Source organism: Binatus sp. (SeqCode) (assembly GCF_049584895.1).
In the GTDB taxonomy this organism is placed as follows: Bacteria; Desulfobacterota; Binatia; order Binatales; family Binataceae; genus Binatus.
In genome coordinates, this window is the sequence record NZ_JBAUYR010000136.1 from 1 (window position 1) to 24892 (window position 24892).

The 24892-nt window shown below is 59.4% G+C and carries 23 protein-coding genes; 7 read left to right on the forward strand and 16 right to left on the reverse strand.

All coding sequences use genetic code 11. The features are described 5' to 3' along the window. Positions 1-607 (reverse strand): amidohydrolase family protein (locus WB650_RS22350; RefSeq protein WP_423962102.1); only part of this gene is annotated, 607 nt, incomplete at its 3' end. Between the two features lie 176 nt (positions 608-783). Between WB650_RS22350 and WB650_RS22355 the strand changes: the two genes are divergently transcribed. Beyond that, a complete protein-coding gene (locus WB650_RS22355; RefSeq protein WP_423962104.1) occupies positions 784-2409 on the forward strand; it encodes a flavin-containing monooxygenase in 1626 nt (541 codons plus the stop codon). An 18-nt stretch (positions 2410-2427) separates the two neighbouring features. Here the strand turns inward: WB650_RS22355 and WB650_RS22360 are convergent, their stop codons facing one another. After that, complete coding sequence (locus WB650_RS22360; protein WP_423962105.1) at positions 2428-3201, reverse strand: enoyl-CoA hydratase/isomerase family protein; 774 nt, start codon at positions 3199-3201, stop codon at positions 2428-2430. Positions 3202-3389: 188 nt separating this feature from the next. Here WB650_RS22360 and WB650_RS22365 point away from each other — a divergent pair, with 188 nt between their 5' ends. Together WB650_RS22365 and WB650_RS22370 are read left to right on the forward strand one after the other, a co-directional pair. Then, positions 3390-4343, forward strand: a complete 954-nt coding sequence (locus WB650_RS22365; protein WP_422300608.1) for an SDR family NAD(P)-dependent oxidoreductase — start codon at positions 3390-3392, stop codon at positions 4341-4343. A 19-nt stretch (positions 4344-4362) separates the two neighbouring features. Next, the gene (locus WB650_RS22370; RefSeq protein ID WP_423962107.1) at positions 4363-6147 is read left to right on the forward strand and encodes a flavin-containing monooxygenase; all 1785 of its coding nucleotides are present in this window, start codon (positions 4363-4365) and stop codon (positions 6145-6147) included. Between the two features lie 70 nt (positions 6148-6217). On the opposite strand, the gene WB650_RS22375 is transcribed toward WB650_RS22370, so the two are convergent. The 6 genes from WB650_RS22375 to WB650_RS22400 all read right to left on the reverse strand — a co-directional run bounded on the left by WB650_RS22375 (position 6218) and on the right by WB650_RS22400 (position 11115). After that, entirely contained in the window at positions 6218-7168 is a 951-nt protein-coding gene (locus tag WB650_RS22375; protein WP_422304226.1) for an amidohydrolase family protein, read from the reverse strand. Between the two features lie 64 nt (positions 7169-7232). Beyond that, entirely contained in the window at positions 7233-7871 is a 639-nt protein-coding gene (locus WB650_RS22380; RefSeq protein WP_422304227.1) for a DJ-1/PfpI family protein, read from the reverse strand. A gap of 17 nt (positions 7872-7888) precedes the next feature. Next, complete coding sequence (locus WB650_RS22385; protein ID WP_422304232.1) at positions 7889-8896, reverse strand: GlxA family transcriptional regulator; 1008 nt, start codon at positions 8894-8896, stop codon at positions 7889-7891. A 93-nt stretch (positions 8897-8989) separates the two neighbouring features. Further along, the gene (locus tag WB650_RS22390; RefSeq protein WP_422304228.1) at positions 8990-9676 is read right to left on the reverse strand and encodes a hypothetical protein; all 687 of its coding nucleotides are present in this window, start codon (positions 9674-9676) and stop codon (positions 8990-8992) included. A gap of 25 nt (positions 9677-9701) precedes the next feature. Then, complete coding sequence (locus tag WB650_RS22395) at positions 9702-10331, reverse strand: DedA family protein (protein WP_422304229.1); 630 nt, start codon at positions 10329-10331, stop codon at positions 9702-9704. Positions 10332-10455: 124 nt separating this feature from the next. Continuing rightward, positions 10456-11115 carry a GtrA family protein gene (locus WB650_RS22400; protein ID WP_422304230.1) on the reverse strand — a complete coding sequence of 220 codons (660 nt, stop codon included), beginning with the start codon at positions 11113-11115 and terminating at the stop codon, positions 10456-10458. Between the two features lie 57 nt (positions 11116-11172). On the opposite strand from WB650_RS22400, the gene WB650_RS22405 reads away from it, so the two are divergent. Together WB650_RS22405 and WB650_RS22410 are read left to right on the forward strand one after the other, a co-directional pair. Continuing rightward, positions 11173-12198: a glycosyltransferase family 2 protein gene (locus WB650_RS22405; protein WP_422304231.1), complete on the forward strand. Its 1026-nt coding sequence runs from the start codon at positions 11173-11175 to the stop codon at positions 12196-12198. A 50-nt stretch (positions 12199-12248) separates the two neighbouring features. Further along, positions 12249-13049 carry a class I SAM-dependent methyltransferase gene (locus WB650_RS22410; protein WP_423962111.1) on the forward strand — a complete coding sequence of 267 codons (801 nt, stop codon included), beginning with the start codon at positions 12249-12251 and terminating at the stop codon, positions 13047-13049. A 110-nt stretch (positions 13050-13159) separates the two neighbouring features. Here the strand turns inward: WB650_RS22410 and WB650_RS22415 are convergent, their stop codons facing one another. From WB650_RS22415 to WB650_RS22450, 8 genes are all read right to left on the reverse strand, one after another. Beyond that, positions 13160-15433: a hypothetical protein gene (locus tag WB650_RS22415; protein ID WP_422304001.1), complete on the reverse strand. Its 2274-nt coding sequence runs from the start codon at positions 15431-15433 to the stop codon at positions 13160-13162. After that, positions 15409-17199, reverse strand: a complete 1791-nt coding sequence (locus tag WB650_RS22420; protein ID WP_422304000.1) for a hypothetical protein — start codon at positions 17197-17199, stop codon at positions 15409-15411. Before WB650_RS22420 ends, WB650_RS22415 begins: the two co-directional genes overlap by 25 nt. A gap of 60 nt (positions 17200-17259) precedes the next feature. Then, positions 17260-18129, reverse strand: coding sequence for a LamG domain-containing protein (locus WB650_RS22425; protein WP_423962114.1), 870 nt, complete (start codon positions 18127-18129; stop codon positions 17260-17262). A gap of 119 nt (positions 18130-18248) precedes the next feature. Then, complete coding sequence (locus WB650_RS22430) at positions 18249-19070, reverse strand: enoyl-CoA hydratase-related protein (protein ID WP_422303998.1); 822 nt, start codon at positions 19068-19070, stop codon at positions 18249-18251. 17 nt (positions 19071-19087) lie between these two features. After that, positions 19088-19915, reverse strand: a complete 828-nt coding sequence (locus tag WB650_RS22435) for an alpha/beta fold hydrolase (protein WP_422303997.1) — start codon at positions 19913-19915, stop codon at positions 19088-19090. Between the two features lie 63 nt (positions 19916-19978). Beyond that, positions 19979-20716 (reverse strand): esterase/lipase family protein, encoded by a 738-nt coding sequence (locus WB650_RS22440; protein ID WP_422303996.1) that lies wholly within the window; start codon positions 20714-20716, stop codon positions 19979-19981. A gap of 205 nt (positions 20717-20921) precedes the next feature. Then, complete coding sequence (locus WB650_RS22445) at positions 20922-22103, reverse strand: acyl-CoA dehydrogenase (RefSeq protein ID WP_422303995.1); 1182 nt, start codon at positions 22101-22103, stop codon at positions 20922-20924. Between the two features lie 44 nt (positions 22104-22147). Further along, complete coding sequence (locus tag WB650_RS22450) at positions 22148-23338, reverse strand: acyl-CoA dehydrogenase family protein (RefSeq protein WP_422303994.1); 1191 nt, start codon at positions 23336-23338, stop codon at positions 22148-22150. A gap of 144 nt (positions 23339-23482) precedes the next feature. Between WB650_RS22450 and WB650_RS22455 the strand changes: the two genes are divergently transcribed. Beyond that, a complete protein-coding gene (locus WB650_RS22455) occupies positions 23483-24196 on the forward strand; it encodes a DUF4336 domain-containing protein (protein WP_423962117.1) in 714 nt (237 codons plus the stop codon). Between the two features lie 402 nt (positions 24197-24598). Then, positions 24599-24889, forward strand: coding sequence for a UPF0175 family protein (locus WB650_RS22460; protein ID WP_422303992.1), 291 nt, complete (start codon positions 24599-24601; stop codon positions 24887-24889). Positions 24890-24892 lie beyond the last annotated feature (3 nt).

Sequence of the window (24892 nt, forward strand, 5' to 3'; positions counted from 1 at the left end):
ACAGCGGCATCTTCATTTCCTGCGCCGCCGCCCAGAACGGATCGTAGAGCTCGCTGTAGTAAGGCTTGTCCTCCGGCGGCACTCCCCAGATCATCGCGCCTTTGAGTCCCAGCTTTGCGCATCGCTCGAGCTCCGCGACTGCCAGCGGGATGTCGTCAAGCGAGATTAGCGCGACCGGATGTAGCCGCTTGGGGCTATATGATCGGAATTGCCCGACCCAATCGTTGTACACGGCGAAACACGCACGGCGCAGTTCGTCGTCGTCGAGCCCGAACAGCGGCATCCCGAGCGTGGTGTAGATCACCTCGGCCTGCACCCCGTCGATATCCTGATCCTTGATTCGCTCGGCCGGATCCCAGCCGCTCGGCCGCGCCGCCTCATAGCCCTTCTTCAGATGCTCCTTCAGTTCTTCGCCGCTCTTGCCGATGCCGAAGCCGCCCGCGACCGGGAACGGCCGCACCCCGGGTGCGATAAAGAGATAGCCCTTACCGCTCTCGCTCTTGATCACTTTGGGCGATCGGTCGCGAAATTTTTGGTCGAGCCGCGTCTCCCAGAGATCGGCGGGCTCCATCATGTGGGAGTCGGCGGAAATCACACGCATGTCCATTGGAAGTCCCTCCTGATTAGTGAAGGCTGCCAGTCTGCCTCAGTTTTTCTAATCGGATGTATCGCACCTCCTCACCATCGAGGGCAAGCCTGATCAAAACCGAGCGCGGCGCTTGGAGAGCTCTTTCCTGCGGTGATATATGGGTTCCATCGCCGAGTACGACCAGGAAGATCAGTATGACGGATTCATTTCAGAAGGCCTCGGATGCTCAATCAGGGCGCGTCGAAAACTTTGACGCAATCGTGATCGGCGTGGGGGTGTCGGGACTGTATCAACTCTACCGCTTGCGCGAGCTCGGGCTCTCGGTGCGATGCCTCGAGGACGGCGGCGGCGTGGGAGGCACCTGGTACTGGAACCGCTATCCGGGATGCCGCTTCGATTCAGAGAGCGAAAGCTACGGCTATTCGTTCTCAAAGGAGCTCCTTCAGGAGTGGGACTGGAAGGAACATTATTCCGGCCAGCCGGAGAACGAGCGGTATTTGAACTATGTAGCGGACAAGTTCGATCTGCGTCGCGACATCCAATTCAATTCCCGGGTCACTTCAGCGGTCTTCGACGTGCGCGCAAACCGATGGGAAGTCCGGTTGGAGAGCGGACAACGGATGCGCGCGCAGTTTGTCGTAGCCGCAGTCGGAATTTTGTCCGCGCGCAATATTCCGCCGTTCGAGGGTGTCGACAGCTTCAAGGGTGAGTCATTCCACACATCCCGATGGCCGAAGGAGAAGGTCGATCTCACCGGCAAGCGCGTCGCGGTCATCGGCACCGGCGCCACTGCCGTCCAGATGATCCCAATTATCGCCAAAGAAGTCGGCCATCTCACGGTCTTCCAACGCACCGCGAATTACACCGCACCGCTGCGAAACTCGTTGGTGAGCGACGAGACTCAACGGCGGTTCAAGGCTACCTACCCGGAGATTCACAAAAGGTGCAAAGAAACTACCGGCGGATTCCTCCATGACTTCGACCGGCGCGCGGCCCTGGATCTCCCGCGCGAGGAACGGCGCGCGGTGTACGAGCAATTGTGGTCGCTGCCTGGGTTCAGCAAATGGCTGGGCAACTTCAGGGACATCATGACCGACCGCGTCGCCAACGAGGACTTCGCTGAGTTTGTGCGCGAGAAGATCCGCGCGCGCGTGAAGGATCCGGCGGTAGCAGAAAAGTTGGTGCCCAAGGACCATCCGTTCGGCTCCAAGCGCGTGCCTTTGGAGACCGAATACTACGAGGCCTACAACCGCGACAATGTTCAGCTGGTCGATATCAAGGAGACCCCAATCGAGCGCATCACGCCCAAGGGCATCAAGACCAGCGACCGTGAATACGAGTTCGATGTCATCATCTACGCCACCGGCTTCGATGCGATAACCGGATCGATGACGCGGATCGATTTTCGCGGCGAGGGCGGTCAGAGTCTCAAGGACAAATGGGCCAACGGGATGCGCACGTACCTGCAACTCGTGACGGCCGGGTTCCCGAACCTTTTTATCGCCACCAATACCGCGTTCTGCAACTACACCGTTTGCGCTGAGACGATCGTCGAGTGGATCGCGGACTGTATCCGCTATGTTCGCGAAAACGGCTATTCACGCATCGTTGCCACCCCTCAGGCCGAAGATGAATGGGTGGCGCACACCAACGAGGTCGGCAGTCGCACTCTCCTGAGCAGTGCCAACGGATGGTTTGTCGGGGGAAACATTGAAGGCAAGGCACGCGCGTTTCTTCTTTACGCAAACCCCGCTCCCGCCTACCGGGCCAAGTGCGCGGAAGTAGCAGCGAAGGGCTACGAAGGTTTCGTCTTGCAGTAGAGAGACCTGATCGCGCGCTCACTTGCCGGCGAAGTGCGGTTCGCGCTTCTCCAGGAACGATCGAACTCCTTCGCGATGGTCTTCGGTCTTGAACAGTTCCGCCAGACTGATACTGACCCAGCTTCCAAGTTCCTTCCAATCCGGATCGAGTGCGCGGCGCAGTCCATTCTTCAATTTTCTGATTGCAAGCGGCGGATTCGATGCGATCTTGCGCGCGAGCTCGGTCGCGGCCGGCATCAACTGTTCATGCGGCACCACGCGGGAGACGAGCCGAATTTGCAACGCTCGATTGGCGTCGATGATGTCGCCGGTGAACAGCAGCTCCGCCGCAGTCTCGCGCCCCACCAGTTGTGCGAGCCGGCCGATTCCCGGTACGTCGCAGCATAGTCCGCGCTTGATGAATAGTTCACCGAAGCGCGCCTTCTCCGACGCCACTCGAATATCTGCCATCAGCGACAGCTCCATCCCCCATCCGATAGCGGCGCCATTCACTGCCGCAATGATCGGAATGTCGGTATGCAGCAGCGCGTCGGCCGCCGGCGTCAGCCGTGGTGCGAGATTGGTGACGGCAGGACGCGCGCCCTCGCCGCCGGCCATGATCTGCTTTACGTCGTCGCCCGAGCAGAATGCCGGATCGGCACCCGTGATGATCAGGCATCGCACGGCCGCGTTGCGTACCGCATCTTCGAGTTCGCGGTAGGTCGTGAAGGTGAGAGCGTTGCGCGCCTCGGGCCGGCGCAGAGTGATCACGCCAACATGTCCGTCAACGTCGTAGCTCAACTCGGTGTACATATCGTGGTCGCTCCTCGATTGCTAAGAGAGATTCGCTTCTCCCTGCGAGAATCCCACGCCCGCCGCGCCGGCGTCAAAGGTTTGCTTGGTCGCATCTCTACGCTGCGAGCGCTAACTGACCCGGAGTTAAATCCGTTTGGGAGCGCCGTGCTGAAACTGCTAAACGTTCGGAGTCTAGGAGAAGCAAAATGGCAAAGACTTTTGGAGCAGAATCGACGGCCGATGAGGTCCTCGAGGGCGTCGATCTTTCGGGCAAGCGAGTGCTGGTAACTGGAGTCTCGGCCGGGCTGGGCGTCGAGACCGCTCGCTCGATCGTCGCGCACGGCGGCACCGTCGTCGGCACGGCGCGAGACCTGTCGAAAGCGCGGCGTGCCTTGGCTGAAGCGGGCAACCCGTCGGTGGAGTTGATCGAAATGGATCTCGCGTCGCTCGCCAGCGTGCGCAAGGCGGCCGAGGATCTATTGAAGCGCGGCAAACCCTTCGACGCGATCATCGCGAATGCCGGCGTGATGGCCTGTCCGCAAGGCAAGACCGCGGACGCCTTCGAAACGCAATTCGGGACCAACCACCTCGGGCACTTCGTGTTCGTCAACAAGCTGGTGCCGCTGCTTCACGCGGGATCTCGAATCGTCACGCTCTCTTCGGCCGGTCACCAGATTAGCGACGTCGACATCGACGATCCGAATTTCGAGCGAACCCCTTATCAACCCTTTACCGGCTACGGCCGCTCGAAGACCGCAAATATTCTGTACGCGGTGGCTCTCGACAGCCGTCTCAAGGGACGCGGCGTGCGCGCGACCTCGATCCATCCTGGTGGAATCCAGACCGAGCTCGGGCGCCATATGACGCCGGAACTCGTCGAGCAAATGATGGCCCGCATCAACCGCGGTGCAAAACCCGGTCAGGCGCCTGCTTTCCGTTTCAAGAGTGTGCCGCAAGGCTCGGCGACTTCGGTATGGGCTGGGTTCGTTGGGCCGGCCGATGCGGTCGGCGGCCACTACTGCGAAGATTGCCACGTATGCGAAGTGAATGACGACACGAACTCGCGCGTCGGCGTCCGCTCTTACGCTCTCAACCTGGCGCACGCCAATGACTTATGGCGCAAGAGTGAGGAGATGGTCGGCGAGCGCTTCCCGTTGTAGCGCGAATTCTTAATACTGGGTGCAGGGATCACCCCTGGCGGAGAAAATCGACATGTCGGAGACGCAGGAAAAGCCCATTGGAATGGTCGCGAAGCCCACGCGGCCGCAAGAGTTCTACGATAGCGTCAAGCGGAAGTTTGCCGAGGAACGCGACCTCAGGCTGAGCTACCGGCCCGAAGGCACCGCGCAATACACGTCCGACCTTTCGGGCGAACTGGCAAGGTACGAAGTTGACCCGTACGCCGGCGAGGTCAAGCCGCGCGAGCCAATCAACGATACCGTCGAAGTCCTGTTTATCGGCGGAGGCTTCTCCGCGCTGTTGACCTCGGCGCGGCTGCGCGAGCGTGGCGTCGAGAGCATTCGAATCGTCGAGCGTGGCGCGGATGTCGGCGGCACCTGGTACTGGAATCGATACCCCGGGGTCGCGTGCGACGTGGTCGCGTACGACTACCTGCCCCTGCTCGACGAGTTGGACTACGTGCCCAAGGACCACTACGCGAAGGGCCCCGAAATCTTCGCGCACTGCCAGGCGATCGCTAGAAAGTACAACCTGTACGAGCTGGCAACCTTCCACACCACGGTTACATCGACTGAGTGGGATCCCGTCGAGCAGATGTGGAATCTCATGACCGACCGGGGCGATCATATGAAGGCGCGATTCGTCATCTGCGCCAACGGCACTCTATCCAAGCCGAAGCTGGCGAAGATCAAAGGTCTCGAAACGTTCAAAGGACATTCCTTTCATACTTCGCGATGGGACTATGACTATACCAAGGCCGATCTCTCGGGCCTCGACGGTAAGATCGTAGGTATCATCGGAACCGGCGCGACAGCAGTTCAGGCGATTCCCGGGCTGGGCGCGGCGGCGAAGGAGCTATACGTCTTCCAGCGCACGCCGTCGTCGATTGACGTTCGCGACGATTGGCCGACCGATCCCAACTGGGCGCGCAGACTTAAACCCGGATGGCAGGCGAAGCGCCGCGAACGCGCCAAGATGCAGCCCTTCATGACGCCTGATCAAACGGCGAAGTATGCCGCGATGTCACCCGAGGAGAAAGTTCGGCGGCAGGAGAATGCGAATATCGAAGCGATGATGAAGATTCATCAGCGCATCGATTCTATCGTCAAGGACAAGGCGACCGCCGACGCGCTCAAGCCGTGGTACATGCTCCTATGCAAGCGCCCATGCTTTCACAACGATTACCTGCCGACCTTCAATCGGCCTAACGTTCACCTGGTCGATACTCACGGCAAGGGTATCACCGAGATCAACGAGAAAGGTCCGGTGTTCGAGGGCAAGCAGTACGAGCTCGACGTGCTGATATATGCCACCGGCTTCGAAGTACAGAAGACCGGCATCTACAACCAGATCAAAGGCGAGAACGGCCTCGAGCTCAACGATAAGTATCGCGACGGTATCCGCACCCTGCTAGGAATCCATTCGCAGGGCTATCCGAATCTGTTCATCATGGGCGGCTACCAGGCGTCGTTCCAATTCAACCTGACCGACATGCTGCAGGCGCAGGGCGATCACATCGCCGCGTGCATCGAGTACGCGCGCCGCCACGGCATTCAGGCGATCGACGCAAAGCCGAACGCCGAGGAATGGTGGGTGCAGGAAGTTATCAGGCATCGCGGCAAGACCAATCGCAATCAGGAATGCACCCCCGGTTATTACAACTTCGAAGGTGAGTTCCAGCGGCGTCAGGACGGCAACTACAACGGCGGCTTCTCCCAGTACTGCAATCACCTGAACGAGGTGAACGCCAGGATGGAGGAGCACTTCTCCTTCATAAGGAAGTAGCTCCCTCTTCACCCTTTGGTCCCCCTTCCCTCGAGGGAAGGGGTTAGGGGTTAGGGGTTAGGTTCCTGATCTAACCGAGCCTTGGGAACAGCGCGAGCGCGTTGCCCCTTCCGATCGCGCGGAAATCTTCCGGCGACAACAACTTGCTGCTCAACAATTCCGCCAGATGCGCCGACACTATCGTTTCCGGCGTGTGTACGTAGTCGCTGCCATACAAAATATGAGAGCGTTCCGTCATTTCGAGAAGCGGCCCGATCGCATTGGAGCCCGGCGATCCCGCCAGATCGTAGTACAGCTTTCGAAGATGCTCTTCCGCGGCGACTGGCGTACCGCCGGCTACGCCCCTGCCGAACATCCCGATGCGCCGCGCCAGGAACGGCAGCGTGCCACCAGCGTGCGGTACGATAAAACGGACTTTCGGACAACGCGCGGTCGTCCCACTGAAGATCAGGTTCACCACTGCGCGCGTGCTGTCGAAGGTGAACTCGATCATCGGACGCGGATATCCGAGCGCGCTCTGCTGCCAGCATATCGGCGACGTCGGATGGATGAAGACCACCGCGCCGCGGCGGTTGAGCTCGTCGAACACCGGGTCGAGCCTCTGGTCGCCGAGGTACACGCCGTTGAAGTTGGTCAGCATGACCACGCCGTCGAGCTTGAGCGTATCGAGAGCGTAGGCAATCTCGAGCAGAGCGCCGTCAACGTCGGGAAGCGGCAGGCTCGCGAAGCCGCCGAAGCGACCGCGATGGTCTCCCATCGTGCGCGCCGCGAACTCGTTGACCGATCGAGCCAGCAGACGAGCCTTCGCATCGTTGCCAAAATTCACTCCCGGAGAAGAGACGGACAGCATCCCGGTCGCGATTCCCATTCGGTCCATCATCGCGAGGGTTGCCTCGACGCTCCATTGCGGCGCCGCGAACCCATCCGGATAGCCGCCAGCGGCATCGATCATTTTCTCGCGATACTCGGGGCTCAGATAATGAAAATGTACGTCGATACGATTGCTGAACTCATCTGTCATCGGCGGCGGCCTCCAGCAGCGTTGCGCCTACCTATAGTCCAACCGCCAGTTGGAATTCGAACGCTCAATTCGACGCAACGGGTCTCTGATACCGAGGCCGCAGGAAGTCCATGACCGGTGCAGGCGCACGGCCCGCGTTTCCGTCGAATGGCGGCTGCGGATCGTATTCGATGCCCACCTGGATCGCGTGCGCGATAGTGTCGCCCGCGACGCGGCGCGCCAGATGCAGCGCCATGTCGATGCCGGCGGATACTCCGGCTGCGGTGATAATCTTGCCGTCCTCAACGATGCGTTGAGATCGCGGCTCGGCGCCGAACTCGCGCAACTTCTCGAGTCGCGCCCAATGCGTCGTCGCGGGCCGTCCCTTCAGCAACCCAGCCGCGCCGAGCACCAATGATCCCGTGCAAACCGACGTGGTCCACTGAGTAGTCGCGTCGATTTTCCGCACCCACTCGAGCATGTGCGGCTTCTCGCGAACCTGTGCCTCGCCGCGTCCGCCCGGCACCAGCAAAATGTCGGCGCTGGCTACGTCGGCGATCGAGTAGTCGGCGACGATGCCGAGCGATTTCGGATCGGCGCGCTTGATGCCGGCGGTCTCGCCAACGAACATCACTTCGGCACCTGGAATTCGGCAGAGCACGTCGAACGGTCCAATCGCATCGAGGGTGGTCAGGTCGTCGAAAATCAGGAAGGCAATTCGCATGACCTTCTCCTTTTTTGTCAGGCGCTCAATTTTTGATGAAAGCGGCTGCGGTATGCGCTCGGCGGCACGTGCAGCGTGCGAAGGAATGCGCGGCGCATCGATTCGCGTGTGCCGAAGCCACATGCCGACGCGATAGAATCGACGCCTTCGGCGGACTCTTCCAGCCGGCGCCGCGCCGCTTCGACGCGTAAGTTCTCGACGAATTCTCCCGGCGTCATTCCGACTTCGCGCGCAAACACGCGGGCGAAGTTGCGCGGACTCATCGCAGCGCGCCGCGCGAGAGCTTCGACAGAGAGATCAGCACCCAAATGGTCGGCAATCCATCGCTGCAAGTCGCGTAGCGGCTCGCGATCCGCAACCTGCGCGCTCAACTGGACAGAAAACTGTGACTGTCCGCCGGGGCGGCGCAGGAACATCACGAGTTCGCGCGCCACCGCGAGCGCAACCTCACGACCGTGATCTTCCTCGAGCAGAGCCAGCGCCAAATCGATCCCCGCGGTCACGCCGGCCGAGGTAAATATTTTGCCGGCGCGCACGAAGATCGGATCAGTCTCGACCAACACCACGGGATATCGAGTCGCAAGCTGCTCGCATTGCCGCCAATGAGTCGTCGCCGACAATCCATCGAGCAGACCAGCCTCAGCAAGCAGGAATGCTCCGGTGCATACGGAGCAGAGCCGGCGCGTGCGATGGATACTCGCGCGAAGCCAGTCGATCAGTGCGCGATCACGAAGCGCAGCAGTAGTTCCGCGACCGCCGGCGACCAGCAGCGTGTCGATCGCGCCGCGCACCTCAGCTATCGAGTGATCCGCAATCAGCCGAATTCCGGACGAAGTCGCAAACGCGCCCGCTTTGGCCGCCACTATTTCGACGGTGTAGGCGGGAATCCTCCAGCCGCGTTCCTCGCTCATCCACCGCGCGGCGCGTCCGAACACTTCGAGCGGCCCGGTGATATCGATGATTTGCGCATCAGGAAACGCGACCATCACGATTCGCCGCGTGCGCGAGGCCGATGATGTACGCATGATCTTCATGCGACGAATTATCGCGCCGAGCGACCTTGGCAGCAATACATAAGCTGCCACAGTTACTGCCAATCGTGGCTACCCAGCAGACATTTAATGAGATTGAGATTCGGGGGTAGACGTCGATGCGGGAGTTGGTTCGGCGGCGCGTCTCGGCAGAACGTCGCGAAATTTTGGCTCCAACACCAGCAAACCGATGCTGCGCGAAAGTGCGACCGACAGAGACTCGGCGGGTTCCGTCTCGAGCGGCAGAAAGACTTCAGCGCCGACTGGACTTGGCGGCTCATTTTCGAGGCCGGTGGTCTCGCCCGAATAAACCACTGCCCCATCGCGATCACTGAGCTCGAATTTCACCCGCACCACCGCTCTCATCGTGAAGTATTGGCCGTGTATCGTCTGCGTCGCTTCGAACCGCTTGTTCACCTGGATCTGCTCGAGGTCCGACGTGAGGATGAAATCCGATCCCTCGGGCGGCTTGCCGTCGTCCGGCTTCGAGTCGAGCGCAACCGGCACCAGCCCTGCGTCCGCGAGTCCCTTCAGCAACGCATTGTTGAAGGTCCGGGGCGCATCGGCAACCACGAGCGGAGTCTGCACCGCGCCGTCAGCAGCGTAAATCGCACCGACTTGGTAGTTGCTGGAATCGACGCTGCCGGCGGTTGGAGGCACCGCAATTTTGACGGGACGAAAAACATTCTGCGACCCCGCCACAAAGTCCGGAAGATAATGTAGATCGATGCGCGCGCCCGGCTTGCATCCGCTCAGCGCGAGCCCTAGCGCCACGATGGCGACGCAGCCGCGAGCGCGACTACGGTTGAGGCCGCGACACCGCAGGATGCCGATCTCTCCACCAAAATACGAGGATCACGAGCAGCAGGACGAATCCAGCCACGCCGATCCATCGCGAAACCTGATGCGCCATCGCGAGCGCCGGATACAATTCATCGCCAACCAGGTAGCCCACGGTCACGACCAGCGAGCACCACACAATTGCGCCGAGCACGTTCCATCCGAGGAACTGAAAAAACGGCATCCCACACGCGCCCGCCATCGGACCCGCCATGAATCGCACGCCCGTGATGAATCGCGCCATGAACACTGCCTTGCTGCCATGGGTCTGAAAAAAAAGCTGCAGGCGTTCGTAACGCGTGCGCATGAAGGGAAACGTCGACGCCAGCCATATCAGCACGCGCTGCCCGCCGGTGCGCCCGATAACATAGCCGCAACAGTCGCCAATGACCGCGCTGATGATCACGACGACATACACGAGTCGCAGATCGAGCAGCGTTTGCCCCGCGAAGAATCCCGCCGCGAGCATCACGGTTTCTTCGGGCACCGGGATTCCGAGATTGCCGACGAATACGGCGACGAAGATGCCGAGATAACCCCACGTCGCGAGCAGGTCTGCGATACGCGCGGGGTCTGTTATCCCATGCATTGAAAAACCATCGGTCGCGAGGTCGTCGCCACGATGTCCAGCTTGCCGGATTCAGTGTGGCAGCGTAAGAGGTTGTTGACTAGTCAGGTGTTAAATTTACGCGTCTGGAAGCAAAACTGTGAATTCACGATTCCAACGCAACGACCGCAGGTTTTCTGAAAACGAAAAACTTGTATCCGAAAAAATTCGTGAACAGCGTCAACCCGGCGCCCGAAATCGCGCCAATGTTTGCCCATAGCTTAGAGCTGATTCCGCTCGGCGCGCCGATTACGTTCACGATCACGTCGGCGCCCGCAACGTTGACGCCGACCGCGATCAGCGTCACCACCATGAACGAAACCAGCTCTCGCCGCGCGTCCGAAGATTTCGCCGCCGAGAAGGTCCAGTATTTGTTCCAGATGTAGCTGTTGATCACGCCGAGCGTCACCGAGATCGATTTGAACACGAGAAATGCGCTGCCGGATGCATGGCCGGTTATCAGCATCAGCGCATTCAGTATTCCAAAATCGACTCCCGAATTAAGAACTCCCACCACCGCAAATTTCGTAAATTCGAAAAATGAGGGAACTCGCAGAGCAACCAGGCATGATGCCAGCAGCGCACCCGCGAACAGCACCGCGCCGATGAAAGGCAGCAGGAACAGCGGAACCCTGATCGCAATCCCGAGATTGATCACGACCGGTACTGCCAGCGCGCCCGTCAAAAATCCGACGACCAGCGCGAGCACAATGTCCCGCACCAAAGTGCCGCCGCCGTCCGAGCCGCTAAACCCCCGTGATGCCATCTGTCGCGATTTCGGATACAGAATAGGGATCAAATCGGGCGGACGCTATAATCCCCGATGAAACAGGAATCGACCGCTTTGCCGCTGACCAAGCAAGAGCCCAATTACCACGAACCCAGCGCGCCAGATCTCGCGCGAACCCGGCCGCGTCTCGCAATCGTTGTCCCATGCTTCAATGAAGAGCTGGTGATAGGCGAGACCGTCCGCCGGCTGGCGGCAGTATTGCGCGACTTGCGCGAGAGGGGACAGGTCGCGCACGACAGCTTCCTGTTTTTTGTCGACGATGGCAGCGCAGATAAAACCTGGGGCCTCCTGCTCGATCTCAACCAGTCCAATCCCGAAGTCAAAGGCCTGAAGCTCGCGAGGAACTTCGGCCATCAGAATGCGGTCCTGGCCGGCCTGTTGACCGTCCGGCACCGCGCCGACTGCGTCATCTCGATGGACGCCGACTTGCAGCACGACGAACAGGCCATATACGACTTCCTGGGCAAGTACCGCGATGGCGCGGACATCGTTTATGGCGTCAGGCGAGACGCGGGCAACGTGCCACTCTCGAAAAAAGTCGGCTCGTCGCTTTTTTATTGGCTGATGACGTCGATGGGCGCCAAGGTCGTCAAGGGCCATCCGGACTACCGGCTAGTCTCGGCGCGAGTTCTGGACACTCTCGCGGACTACAAAGAGGTCAACGTCTTCCTGCGCGGCATCTTCGCGAACATGGGCTTCAGATCCGAAGTAGTCTACTTCGACGTGCACGACCGCGCCGCCGGCACCACCCACTATTCGTGGCGAAAAATGATCGCCCTCGCCCTCGACGGCGTCACTTCATTTTCCGTAGTCCCGCTTCGGATCATCGCGATAGGCGGCGTATTGATCACGCTGGGCGCATTAGCCGTCGCCGTGTTCATCATCTTCAGCGCGATTCGTGGCGACGTCGTCCCAGGCTGGGCGTCCACCGTCCTTCCGATCTATGTGTTAGGCGGCATTCAAATTATGACCCTAGGTCTGGTGGCGGAATATATTGGTAAGATTTATTCAGAAGTGAAGCAGCGGCCGCGCTTCATAACAGAGCAAGAGCTATCGTGAATGTCTCGTTAGCGTCCTGCGCCGCCTGCGATTCCACATCCAAAGAAAGCATGTTCGGTGGACTGCTGCGCTGCCGCCATTGCGGTCATGCCTTCGCTCCGCCAGGCGCCACGGAAGAGGACCTCGCAGCTATCTACACCGAGAGCTACTTCGCGGGCGAGGAGTATCATGACTATCTTGCCGACAAGGACGTGGCCCAGCGCAATTTCCGTTCGCGCTTGCGCGTGCTGAAAAAGTTCATGGACCCCAGTCGTCACCGGCGTCTGTTCGAGGTAGGATGCGCCTACGGATTCTTTCTCGAAGCTGCAAAAGACTCTTTCACCTCAGTACAAGGAGTCGACGTATCCGCGGCCGCAGCGAGTTATGCGAAAAATAACCTGGGTCTCGACGCCACCTGCGCAGACTTTCTGCGGTACGACCTGGGCAGCTCCGAGTTCGACCTTACTTGCATGTGGGATACGATCGAACATCTAGCGCATCCTGATCAATATATTGCCAAGCTAGCCGATCATATGAAGACCGGCGCGCTGATAGCCATCACGACCGGAGACTTCGGCAGTCTCAACGCACGAGTCAGGCGCACCAAGTGGCGCCTGATGCATCCGCCCTCGCATGCACACTATTTTTCCATAGCCAGCATAACCACGATGCTCGACCGGTTTGGCTTCGACACCGTCTATGCCCGGCACTGCGGCTACTACCGCAGCTTGCGGAGCATGGTCTACGGAGTATTCGTACAAAAGCACGGCGACACGCGCGCTCTCGACGTCTTGAATCGGCTGGGTGTCGGCGGTCTCCCGCTTTACCTTAACTTCTACGACATTATGTATGTGATAGCGCGCAAACGTTGATCGATCTCGCACTGAACAAGACGGTGGTCGCAAATACTAGCTCGTCTTTTCCGTTCAATTTTCTTGTAAAAGCCCGCCTGGTTGAGATCCGCTCGCGCTAGCCAACGGCCTCATGTGTGCAACTTACGCGTCGAAAGCAAGGTGGGATTTTGATGCACAATTAGAATAAGGATTCCGATGATCGAGGCGATAGCTATCAGGTTATTGTAGATGAAGTGAGAATGTAGGGGCGTCGGTGTTAGATCGTGACGGCGATAGAGCTGAAGGTACCCGCTGTCGAGGATCAAGTCGTAGCCGGCCGGCGGGTTGCCGAGTGGAGCACGCGGCGGCACCTGCTCGAGAATGTAAGGCGGTCGCTCTGCGAGCTTGGCAGGAAGATCAGGAAGACCGCGCACGCGGCTTCCGCCCTCCCATAGATTGTTGGGATCGTGGTTGTATTCGAGCGGATCGTCGTTGATGCCGGTTAACACTGGGAACTGAACCAGCGACCACGACGAGATGTCAGTGCAGATATGCAATACGTGCGTGGCGGTCGTAACGTAGCCGTCGCGGATCTCCTGCTCCAATCGGTCGATGAGCGGCATCTCTTCGTTGCCGAATGTCCAACGCCGATCGGAATGACCAGACCAATAGCCGTCCGCAGCGGTCTGCAGATTGAAGCCCCATTGCTCAGTTATCGAATGCTCGACGGAATCATAATCTACCGGATCTTTAATCTGGTTCCACGGATAAATCAGGATAGTAAGCAACGCGAAAAAAGTCGCCGGCTTTGACCAACGGTCGTAGGCAACCGAGAAAAGAAACCCCGCGGGCAAGGTCAGGAAATACGGGACCCAATAGTCCCAGAGCTTGATCCGTAAATCGGAGACCATCATGCCGGTCGCCGCGCTTTGCGAGATCGGACGCAGGATCGCATCCAGGTATTCGCCGACGATTCCCAACGACAGCGCAACCACCACTATCGCCGCATAGGGCATCGCAGAGGCTCCTTCGCCGTAGATGGTTCCAGCAGCGCCGACCAGCCCGATGAAGCAGAACAGCGTGAGAATCGGAAGGTTCCCGGCGATCTGAGCGTATAGCGAATACGGCTCGACCGCATGCCGATACAGCACCGCCAACACGAACGCGGCGATCAGCGCCACGTTGAGCCAGCGCAGCCGAGCATGGTCACGAGTAATCGAATCGTCGCGGAGCCGGTTGACGCCGACGACGATCAAAACTACCCCCGCCAGCAAGCATAACGGCAGGATTGGGTAGCGCAGCGTCCGCGCGAGCCCGATCGCAAATTCGGGAAGCGCGAGCATGGTCGCACCCGCCAGGCTCAGCACTCCGGCCTGTACACGACGGAAGTCACCTTCCGCAATCCAGAAGAGCAGCGCGGCCGACGCGACAATCATCGCGAATCCGCCATCGATCGCATGCGCGGCAACCGCAGTCCCCAACATCGCCGCTCCTAGAGCCATCAGGATGCGTCGCCGTCCCGGATCGAGAAAGAACGCGAGCCCCAATCCGAGCAGCGCAAAATCGACCGCCGTCCCGCGCATCCCCTGTGCGCGCCGCAGGATGCAGGTCGCAAAAATAAACAGCGCGGCGATTCCCCCGGCGGTGTCATTGAACATCGTCTTGCCGAGCCGGTAGGTAGCGAAGAACAACAGCGCGCTCATCGGAACCATCGCGGCGGTCTCGGCCAGGGTTGCGAAGCGGGCGTGACTTCCCAGCGCGAGCAGCGCATAAAAAAGTTCGAGTGCAGGGGTCTGCGCGTACGGTCCCCAGCATCCGTATGGATCATTGTTGAACGGCAGGTAGACGTGAAACGTCAGGATGCGCTGTGCCGATGACGGATACGAAAGCACATCCATGAACGGCGGTACCGGCGAGCCAAGTTGCAGCGGCAAATAGGATATCGCGAGTAATGCCGTCGCGAGTGCGGCCAACTTCTGACCCGAGGTCCACGCTTCAAGCTTTATTGTCGGCGGACTCCGCCACAGGTAGACACTGCCGAGTGCAAGCAATCCCCACACCGTCGGCGTGTTGTACAAGCCGATCGGACCAACCAGGTTGCCAAGCAGGTAGGCGAAGACCCAAAGACCGCCCGCTCCGGCCAGCAGCGCGTCGGAAAGCACCAGTTCGTGGTCGAGCTTGAGTGCGATTCCAGCCAGTAGTGCGGCGCTCCAGGCCCAGAAAATCCAGACTTTGAGAGCATTCCACGCAGTGGTGGGCAGGACCGTACGGATGCCGGCATAGGCGGCGCTCCAACTTAGATGGTATGGAAAATCGCGCAGCCGATGGATCGCCAAAAGGGTGACGATCGCAAGGCCGATCCAGACCGCGATCCATTGGCGACCGTCGCCGCGGTCGCCTAGTTTTGCGCTTCCATCCGCCAAATCAGGATCAACGCCGCAGCCGCGACAATTGTGGGTGCGAATGTTAACAGGATGTGCTGGGGCGCGTACACTACTTCGATTTTCTGGCGACCCGGCGGAAGTTTGATTGCGATCAAGCCCCTCTCGGCACGGAGTTCACCGCTACCGCGGCTCAATCGCCATCCGGGATAGCTATTCTGGTTCACAATCAATGAAGTCGCCGACGGAACGTTCACCTCGTACCCAAGGCGATTCGGCGTCCACAGCGTCTGGCTGACTGTCCCCGCGCCGAGCAGATAGTACTCGCCTCGATAGCCGGCCTGATTGTATCCCAGTGGGCCTTCCGGGACGTCGCAATATCCGTATCCCTGGCAATTCACCGATCCCATGTTGGCTTGCGCAATCTCGGTCATGTTGCCGGGACTCGCCACCCAGTACTGGCGAAACTCAGGCGACGGCGCGATCTGCGCGGTGTCATTGTGAAACAGGTATCGGAGGTTCGGAGCACCGACTACCCAGCTATCCACGATGCCGACAGCGATTAATACGATCGAGATCCGACGCCCCATCGTTCCGAACTTCGAACACAGGAAATCGGTGCCGATAGCCGCAACGACTCCAACGCTGAACACAAATGGAATGAGATAACGTCCTGTGATCCCAGCGTTTTCGCCCATCGGTAAGTAGCGGAGCATCAGGACTGGAGAATGTTCGCCGGTAAATCCACGAGCGAAGGAAATGAATATCGCGGCGGACAGAAGCCACGGCAGTGCTTTCACGGGCCGGCTGACAAGACCGATGACCGCCAGCACGGCGAAGACGATCGAAACGTACGCTCCATACTCGGAGAACAGAAATTCCGCGCCGGTGACCCGGTAAAGGTCTTGATTGCGTGAAAAAAGAAAGTACGAAATCATTCGTGCAGTGATCATTTCGAGTCCGAAGGTATGCTTCGGATAGACCGTGAGTTGCTGCGCCATCGGAATCAGTTTCAATCCGCCGAATGCGAGGCCAAATATTCCGATGGCCAGTCCATAAACTAGCGGCCATAAGCTTCGGTTAACAATCGCGATCATAAGCGCCGCCGATCCGATAATGATCGCCGTATACAGGAACGTGTAGTTCCCCTCGGTCAGCGTGAGCGCGCAGATAGCGCCTCCTATTGCGGCGGGAAGAAATTCCCGGCGGCGAATCGAAATCAGCAGCAGAGCAGCGACCCATGGAAAGTAGAACGCGGGAAGGAAATTCAGATGACCTACGGCAAGATGAAGGTAGATCCACGAGCTGGAAGGAAAGACCACAGCACCGACGATTGCGGCAACCCTACCCAATCCCATCACGCGCGCCAGTACATAGCCACCTGCGAATCCGATCGCGAGGTGACCGATAATCTCGATATACAAGCCTGCGTAAGGACCAAATAGGATGTATGGTATCAAAGAAGGGGTGACCACCGATGACTCAGGATTGCTTAGCATTCCCATCCCGCCGCACTTATATGGATTCCAGAAAGGCAGTTGATGGAAATGAGCGATCGTGAAGTACGGAACCCATCGAAGTTGCGTGAACAGATCCCAGTCGCCATTGGCAGGAAAGCGCCCGAGATGACTGAACACCGGCCCACTCCCTATCCATCCGGAAATCCCTGGTCCCAGATAGGCGACGTCGCACAGCATCGGGTACGAGAACATCACCGCAAATGCGAGAGAGCCGATAGCCAGGCACGCGGCCTCGCGCCGGTCGATCGGCTGAAACCGCCCGTCATTGGTGCTTATTGAAGCCGCCATCGACATCACCCGCGACTCCGCGAATGCGCAATCGAGGCTAGCAAGCTCGCCCTGTAGCTCTTAATGCTGGGAGGTACTTTCAGGCTGTTGCGGACTTGCAGCGCTTGCAGGCTGCTGGCTACTCGCGAAGGGCCCGGGTTGTAAGAACTTAACTCCACCAGAATAGGTGCCAGTGTTCGAGTTCCCACTGCTATCGGTAGCAATCGGGCCGTTCTCTTCATTCAGCTCGTAGAAGGCCACCGGCGCGTCCGCCAGCACGGCCGTGTCGTAGGAGGCGTCGGAAGTTGCAGTAGCATGCGCAGTTATCCTCTCAGGACTGAGAGCCGAGTTATAGACTGCCACCTTCGCGAGCGTGGCGTTAGTCGCCCTGTCACCGCCTAGATCGTTGCCGATAGCCCCGCCACCGGATGGCGCGTGAGGCGTGTTCGGTGCCGTCGCGACCTGCGGAGCACCATCGATGTAGAACTTCGGAGCCGTTCCTGCCGCACCGATTACGAACGCAATATGATGCCAGGCGCCCGGGCTAAGTTTAGGATCGCCTGTCGGATACATCCACGCAGTGTTTTCGTAAAGACCAATGAGCGCATTGCCCGGATAGTTGGTATCAAAACTGGTGTGACTGGCCCCTACGCCGATTCCGTATCCAGTGTTAGCGTCTCCAATCTTGACAAAGCAGCCCTTTGGATTGGCGGGAAGTTTAACCCAGGACTCGAGAGTTACATTGGCCTGCGCCGTAGTTATGTTAGGTATCGAGACCTGTCCTGATCCGTCGAATGAAACCGCCATTCCGGTGGAAGTGGATGCTGCTCGTTGGTTACATCCTGTTACCAGCACCGGCCCGCTGAGAGTTATGATGCCGATTGCAAGACCTATGACTATAGGGAGAAGACGGCGCGACATGTACATCTTCATCAGATCTATTGGATCCACCTCAAAGCGGAAAATGCGATCAAGAGGTATCTGATCACTGCTTGTTTATTTGTCGCGAAATATTAGCATTTTCCGGCTCGCCCTCAAGCTCTTGCCTTGTTCCTTCTTCAGTTCCGTTCCTAAGCCTTCTTTGCGAACGGGCGGTCGCGCTCTGTGAGTGCGCCCTTGAGGCCTTTCTCGCGGCTCGCTTTCATCCAGTTCTTCACCGTGTCCGTCTGATGCGCGATCACGTCGATATCGGCCGACGACTGCTCGGCCGCGCGAATCCCGATGATATCCAGGTAACGATTCACCGCCGCCTTGTGCAGCATCAGCAGCTCCGCCGGCACCATCGCGACCCGGCGCGCATAGTTCATCGTCTCTTCCTCGAGCTTGTCTTTCGGGAAGACGCGATTTATCAGATGCCATTCGAGCGCTTCTTTCGCCGACATATAATCGCCGGTGAAAAAATATTCTTTGGTTTTGCGCGGACCCATCAGCACCGGCCACATCGACATCGTGGGCAGTATACCAAGCGAACGGCCCGCCGGATGCCCGAACTGCGCATCCTCGCTGGCGAACACGATATCGCAATGGCCGACAAACTCGGTGCCGCCCGCGAGGCAGTAACCGTGCACCTGCGCGATCGTCGGTTTGTTAATCGCCCACAGCCGCTGCCATCGCTCGATCGTCTTCTGCAGCCCCATCCGGTCGTTGGTGACGGTGAAGGTCGACCCCGGATGTTGCGTGCCCTGCAAGTCGTAGCCCGCCGAGAACGCGCGCCCCGCGCCGCGGATTATCAGCACGCTCGCCTCGGCGTTCGACTCGTACTCATCCATTACCGAGTCGAGTTCATGCAGCAGCTTCTGCGACAGCGCGTTGAGCTTCTCCGGCCGGTTTAGCGTCAGCCGGTAGATTTTGTCCTCGACCTTTTCGTAAATGACGGTTTCGTAGTTCGCCATATTTGAAACTCCGGCGGTTACTTGACCGCAGCTAAAAAATCGCCAGCCACGCGCACCGCTTCTTCCGGCACTTCCCAGAAAAACATGTGACCCGCGGCCTTCAACGTATGCTTTTTCGATCCCGCTATTGCACCCTGCAGAACGTCCGCGTTCGGATACGGCACGATCGAATCGTCATCGCCGTGAATAATAAGTGTGGGCGAGTTGATTTGTCCAAGCCGCGCGAAGCTGTCGAAGCCACCAATCGCCTGACCCTGCCGCATGAACGTATGCATCGGCGTCACCGGGTAATTACCCATCTGGGCAATCGCCTGGGTGAGAACAGCCTGCCCCGCTTCCGAATTGAGAAACGCCTTTCCGCATGCGACCGAAAATGCGCGCCGCGCCTGCTCGATCGGATCCATCCCGGGCGACGGTATCAGGTTGGCTATCGCCGCCGGATCGGCCGCAACCGAATGACTCGCGCCGCAGTTGGTGCATCCAAGCACCAGCCCGCGCGTGTGCTCGGGATACGCGAGCACGAATTCCTGCGCGATCATCCCACCCATCGAAATTCCGAAAATATGCGCGCGCGGCGTCTTCGCATGGTCGAGCACGGCCGCGATATCCGCCGCCAGATCGCCGAGCGTGAACTCAATGTCAGGCTTATCGCTTTCGCCGGTGCCGCGATTGTCAATAACAAAAATCTTGAACCGCGCTTCCATCTGCTTGAGGAATGCCTCGCCCCACCCCCGGCCCGGTCCGCTAAATCCCATGATCAGCGCGACCGGTTCTCCCTGTCCTCGAATTTCGTAGCGGAGCTTAAGCCCGTCTCTGGTCGGGGCGAAATCGCGAACTGCTGCCACGTCGGTATCTCCTCCTGGCCGGAATCTTCGTTACGATGAATACTAACTAGAGGCGGGAAAGGTTCAAGCTGCGGTATTCTCGAACGCGGCATCTGCCAGGATCGCTGCCAGCAGCCGATAGACTTCGCGATTAACGATCAGGCCCACGTGCAGTCCCGACACTTCGTAGTTGGTGCCCTCATCGTCGATGCACGATTGCCACTGCACGACCTCGTCGCGGCGCGTGTAGATCGCGCTGAAGCGACTGCGCGGCGGAGTCGGCGCGAACACTGCCTCGGCGATACCGCAGGAGCATTCCATCGTGCCGCAATTTTCACGGGCGCTTGAGAATGTCTGCCAGAACGATTGAATCGCCTGCAGCGTCGGACGCATCTGATCGTGCACTCCGGTCCACCCGTTGCGAATCGGCGAACCCAGCGCCACCACTTCACGCACGATCGCGGGATTTGCCGCCGCGATTGCACGTCCGAGGACGCCGCCCAGGCTGTGCCCGATGATCGTTACGCGCTGTCCGGTCTCGCGTGCGATCTTTTCGACGCGCCATCCAACCAGTTCCACCTTGCGCCGCGGACATCCGACATTGAGATCGATTCCCGACAGGTACGGCTTGTATCCGATCCGCCCCAGCCATCGCGCCAACGTGCCGAGCGACCAATCGCCCGCAGTAAATCCCGGAATCAGCAGGACGGGACGGCCGTCGCCGCGGGGAACTCCGACGCCATAGCCGATAGGGTCGCGAGCGAGCGACGCAAACTGTTGCAGGTAGTCGAAGTACGCAGACGCCGTGAGTTGCAGCAGCATTCCGTTGCTAGAGTGTCTCTCCCCCACGCGTTATGAAAACGCGTTCGCGCGACACTGCCACGAAAAAGGTTCCCAGTAAAGTAACGGAGAGCCAAAACTGTGGATAGTCGCTGATACTAAGGTGCAGGGGTCACCCCTGCGGAAGGAAGTGTGAAACCCACCGCGGGTTTCACATTAAATCGGTGATTTCCCCTTCCCCGATTTCTCAGCCCTTCGGCAATCCCAGCACTCTCTCGCCGATGATGTTGTGCTGGATCTGATTCGTCCCGGCGTAGACTGTTGGGCCGCGCGCCGCGAGCATCCGGAACGACCACTTGCCCTTATCGACCGCGAACGGCGCGTTGAATTCGAGCTGGCTGAACGGCCCCAGCAGTTCCATCGCATACAGCGCAATCTTGAGTCCAAGTTCCGTCCCGCACAGCTTCATCATCGAGCCTTCCGGCCCCGGCGGCATCCCCTTCAACTGACGCGTCAACTGCCGATAGCCGGTGTATCGAAGCGCCTGCGCCTCGGCCGCGAACTCCGCGACGCGTTGCCGCACGCTCGAATCGTCCCACGCATTGCTGCCGTTGCGCGGAATGCGTTTGGCGAGCCGGGCCAGTTCGTGTACCTCGCCGATATAATCCTGGCCGCCGCCACCACCGCGCTCGAACATCAGCGTGGTCATCGCGACCTGCCAGCCGTTATTGCGCTCGCCCACGATATTTTTTTTCGGCACGCGCACGTCCTCGAAGAAAACTTCGTTGAAGCCTTTGCCTCCCGTCATCTGCACCAGCGGACGCACGGTCACGCCCTGGCTGTGCATATCGATCAGCAGGTAGCTGATTCCCTTATGCTTCGGCGCGTCGGGATCGGTGCGCACCAGCGCAAAGATCATGTCCGCGTGCTGCGCCATCGAGGTCCACACTTTCTGACCGTTGACGACGAAGTCGTCGCCGTCGTCGATCGCGCGCGTCTGCACCGACGCGAGATCAGATCCCGACCCGGGCTCCGAGTATCCCTGGCACCAGACTTCCTCGCCTTTCAAAATTTTCGGGATATGATTTTTCTTCTGCTCTTCGGTCCCCCAATGCATCAGCGTCGGACCGAGCAGACTTATTCCCATTCCGATAAACGGCTCGCTCAGTCCGAGCCGGTTGAGTTCTTCGCGATAGATCAACCGCTGCATCACGGTGGCGCCGCGCCCACCGTATTCCTTGGGCCAGTTGACGGCCACCCAGCCGCCTTCGTTCAGCTTCTTGTGCCAGTTGACGCGCGCCTCCCAGTCGCCCGCGCCCTCGTCGGCCATGATATTGCTCGGCGGCGGTGCAAATTTCTTGTTGGCTTCGAGCCACGCGCGTACTTCGCCCCGAAATGCTTCGTCTTCCGGCGTATAGTTAAAATCCATCGACTGAATTCTTCTCCCCTGATTTACGAATCTCGCGTGGCGCTTTAGCCCTTGGGCAGTCCGAGGACACGCTCGCCGATGATGTTATGTTGTATCTGATTGCTGCCCGCCGCAATCGTGCCACCGCGCGCCGCAAGCATGCGGAACGACCACTTGCCCTTGTCGACCGCAAAGGGCGCCTTGTACTCGATCTGGCTGTACGGCCCGAGAAGTTCCATCGCGAACAACTGGATTCGCATGTTCAGCTCGGTGCCGCATAGCTTCATCATCGAGCCTTCCGGCCCCGGCGGCATCCCCTTGAGCCGGCGGGTGAGTTGCCGATATCCGGTGTAGCGCAGCGCAGTCGCCTCGCAGGCGAACTCTGCGATCTTTTGGCGGACGCTACCGTCGTCCCACGCAGTTCCGCCGTTGCGCGGCAACGACTTCGCGAGATTCGCCAACTCGCGGACTTGCGCCATCCCGCCGCGATCGCCGCCGCCACCCGAACGCTCAAACATCAGCGTCGTGATCGCGACCTGCCATCCCTGGTTCTTCTCGCCGACCAGGTTTTTCTTCGGCACGCGCACGTCTTCGAAAAAGACTTCGTTGAATCCCTTGTTGCCGGTGATCTGCACCAGCGGCCGGACTGTGACGCCGGGGCTGTGCATGTCCACCATCAGGTAGCTGATCCCCTTATGCTTGGGCGCTTCGGGATCGGTCCGCACGAGGAGAAAAATCCAGTCGGCGTGCTGCGCGATCGAGGTCCACACTTTCTGACCGTTGACGACGAAGTAGTCGCCGTCCTCGACCGCGCGCGTCTGCAGCGACGCCAGGTCGGATCCCGATCCGGGTTCCGAATATCCCTGGCACCAGATTTCCTCCGCCTTCATGATCGGCGGGATAAAGCGCTGCTTCTGCTCCTCGGTCCCCCAATGCAACAGCGTCGGCCCGAACAGGCTGATACCCATCCCGATCATCGGCGCGGTCAGGCCTGCGCGAGCGAGCTCCTCGTTGTAGACGATATTCTGCAGGATTCCCGCGCCGCGTCCGCCGTATTTTTCCGGCCAGCTCGGCGCGAGCCACCGCCCCTCGGCCATCTTCTTCGCCCACTTCTTCTGCTCTTCGAACGCGCCTCGACCCTCGGCCATACCGATCGTGGTCTCGCCCATATGCGGCGCGAATTGCTGGTTGACCTTGAGCCACTCGCGAAACTCCATCCGGAACGCTTCGTCTTCGGGATTGAAATTAAAATCCATCGCGCATTTCTCCTGGCACGGCTCGAGCGCCTGTACCGGCTGTTAACGATCACCCCACTGATCGTGTGCGGCTTGAACTTAAAACATTAGCCCCACCCTCTGCAAAGGCTGGCCGCTCCCGCCGCGTCCGGCTAAATCATACGCATGGGGACGCCGAAAAATCTCGCTCCGAATCTCTGGATTGTGGACCAGCCCGACTTCGGCAGCGGCCCGGCGAAAGGAATCGGCACGCGGATGACGGTAATCAGGCTCGCGAGAGACGGCCTGTTTCTACACTCGCCAACCAAGCTCGACGATGAAACCAAACGAGCGCTCGACGCGATTGGCGAGGTGCGAGCGGTTGTGGCACCTTCGCGCGCGCACCACCTGTTCGTCGGTGATTACATCAAGACGTGGCCGGCGGCGAAGCTCTACGGACCGCCGGGGCTGGTCGGCGACATCAAGGATTTCCGCGCCCGGAGCGGCGCACGACCAGACCTGAAACTCGACGCGGTGCTCGGCGACGAGCCACAATCTGAATGGGCCGGCGAGATCGATCAGCACCTGTTCAGGGGCGCGCGGTGGTTGAACGAAGTTGTATTTTTCCATCGGCCGAGCCGCACCGCGATTTTCACCGATCTGGTATTCAACGTGGCGGCCGATTTCAAAGATGCACGAATATTCTACACGCTGGTCGGCGGCCGCGGTCGTTTCGGACCTCATCGCATAGTTCGAATGATAATTCGCGACCGTAAAGCCGCGCGCGAATCTGTTGCGAAAATTCTCGAATGGGATTTCGATCGCGTAATCGTAACCCACGGCGACGTGCTGGAATCGGGCGGCAAAGCAAAATTCGCCGCCGCCTTTTCGTATCTGTGAAGCGTCTCACCTCTCCTCCCGGGAGAGGTCGCGCCGCGAGGGTGAGGGCGCTTGCATCGCGATGAATTCTCGCGCCCTCACCCGTCCGACGACACAAATGTCGTCGACGACCTCTCCCTAGTTCGCGGCGGGCGACTCCGTCGCCAGCCGCGGGAGAGGTAAAGAACCGGGATTCTTCGCTACAGCAGCTTCCGCTCTGAATGACTGAACGACACTGGAAAAGAACCGGAGAGCAAAAGGGCGTCCTCGCCATTTTGCGATTAGCACTTAATCACTGTGTGTAGGGGTCACCCCTGCCCAAGGAGGTGCGGAACCCACGGTGGGTTCCGCATTCAATCAACTGATCTACCCTTCCCCGCGTTTGACAAGACTTTGGCGATTGCGGAGAGTCCTACTTCAAGCATGATTGTAAATTTCAAGATCGATCTTCCGGACGACCTCTTCGACGCCCAATTTACCGAATCCAATTTCGCTGCCCGTGTCCGCGAGCTTGCCATCCTCGAACTCGTGCGCCTCAAGCGCCTGCATGAGCACGAGGCCAAGGAGATGCTCTCGCTCGAGCGCTACGAACTGGTGGAGAGGATGAAGGCGGCGGGTATCGCGCCGACCGAAGATGTCTTCGCCGAAATCAAGGGCGAGCTCACCAAAGCGATCGATTCCAAGCGCGTCAAAAGCACCAAACCCAGGGAGTAACCA

Excerpts from the sequence above, each read along its gene's own strand:
- WB650_RS22355 (WP_423962104.1), top strand. The coding sequence starts at position 784 with ATGACGGATTCATTTCAGAAGGCCTCGGATGCTCAATCAGGGCGCGTC.
- WB650_RS22360 (WP_423962105.1), bottom strand. The coding sequence starts at position 3,201 with ATGTACACCGAGTTGAGCTACGACGTTGACGGACATGTTGGCGTGATC.
- WB650_RS22365 (WP_422300608.1), top strand. The coding sequence starts at position 3,390 with ATGGCAAAGACTTTTGGAGCAGAATCGACGGCCGATGAGGTCCTCGAG.
- WB650_RS22375 (WP_422304226.1), bottom strand. The coding sequence starts at position 7,168 with ATGACAGATGAGTTCAGCAATCGTATCGACGTACATTTTCATTATCTG.
- WB650_RS22380 (WP_422304227.1), bottom strand. The coding sequence starts at position 7,871 with ATGCGAATTGCCTTCCTGATTTTCGACGACCTGACCACCCTCGATGCG.
- WB650_RS22385 (WP_422304232.1), bottom strand. The coding sequence starts at position 8,896 with ATGCGTACATCATCGGCCTCGCGCACGCGGCGAATCGTGATGGTCGCG.
- WB650_RS22395 (WP_422304229.1), bottom strand. The coding sequence starts at position 10,331 with ATGCATGGGATAACAGACCCCGCGCGTATCGCAGACCTGCTCGCGACG.
- WB650_RS22400 (WP_422304230.1), bottom strand. The coding sequence starts at position 11,115 with ATGGCATCACGGGGGTTTAGCGGCTCGGACGGCGGCGGCACTTTGGTG.
- WB650_RS22405 (WP_422304231.1), top strand. The coding sequence starts at position 11,173 with ATGAAACAGGAATCGACCGCTTTGCCGCTGACCAAGCAAGAGCCCAAT.
- WB650_RS22410 (WP_423962111.1), top strand. The coding sequence starts at position 12,249 with ATGTTCGGTGGACTGCTGCGCTGCCGCCATTGCGGTCATGCCTTCGCT.
- WB650_RS22420 (WP_422304000.1), bottom strand. The coding sequence starts at position 17,199 with ATGGCGGCTTCAATAAGCACCAATGACGGGCGGTTTCAGCCGATCGAC.
- WB650_RS22430 (WP_422303998.1), bottom strand. The coding sequence starts at position 19,070 with ATGGCGAACTACGAAACCGTCATTTACGAAAAGGTCGAGGACAAAATC.
- WB650_RS22440 (WP_422303996.1), bottom strand. The coding sequence starts at position 20,716 with ATGCTGCTGCAACTCACGGCGTCTGCGTACTTCGACTACCTGCAACAG.
- WB650_RS22445 (WP_422303995.1), bottom strand. The coding sequence starts at position 22,103 with ATGGATTTTAACTATACGCCGGAAGACGAAGCATTTCGGGGCGAAGTA.
- WB650_RS22450 (WP_422303994.1), bottom strand. The coding sequence starts at position 23,338 with ATGGATTTTAATTTCAATCCCGAAGACGAAGCGTTCCGGATGGAGTTT.
- WB650_RS22455 (WP_423962117.1), top strand. The coding sequence starts at position 23,483 with ATGGGGACGCCGAAAAATCTCGCTCCGAATCTCTGGATTGTGGACCAG.
- WB650_RS22460 (WP_422303992.1), top strand. The coding sequence starts at position 24,599 with ATGATTGTAAATTTCAAGATCGATCTTCCGGACGACCTCTTCGACGCC.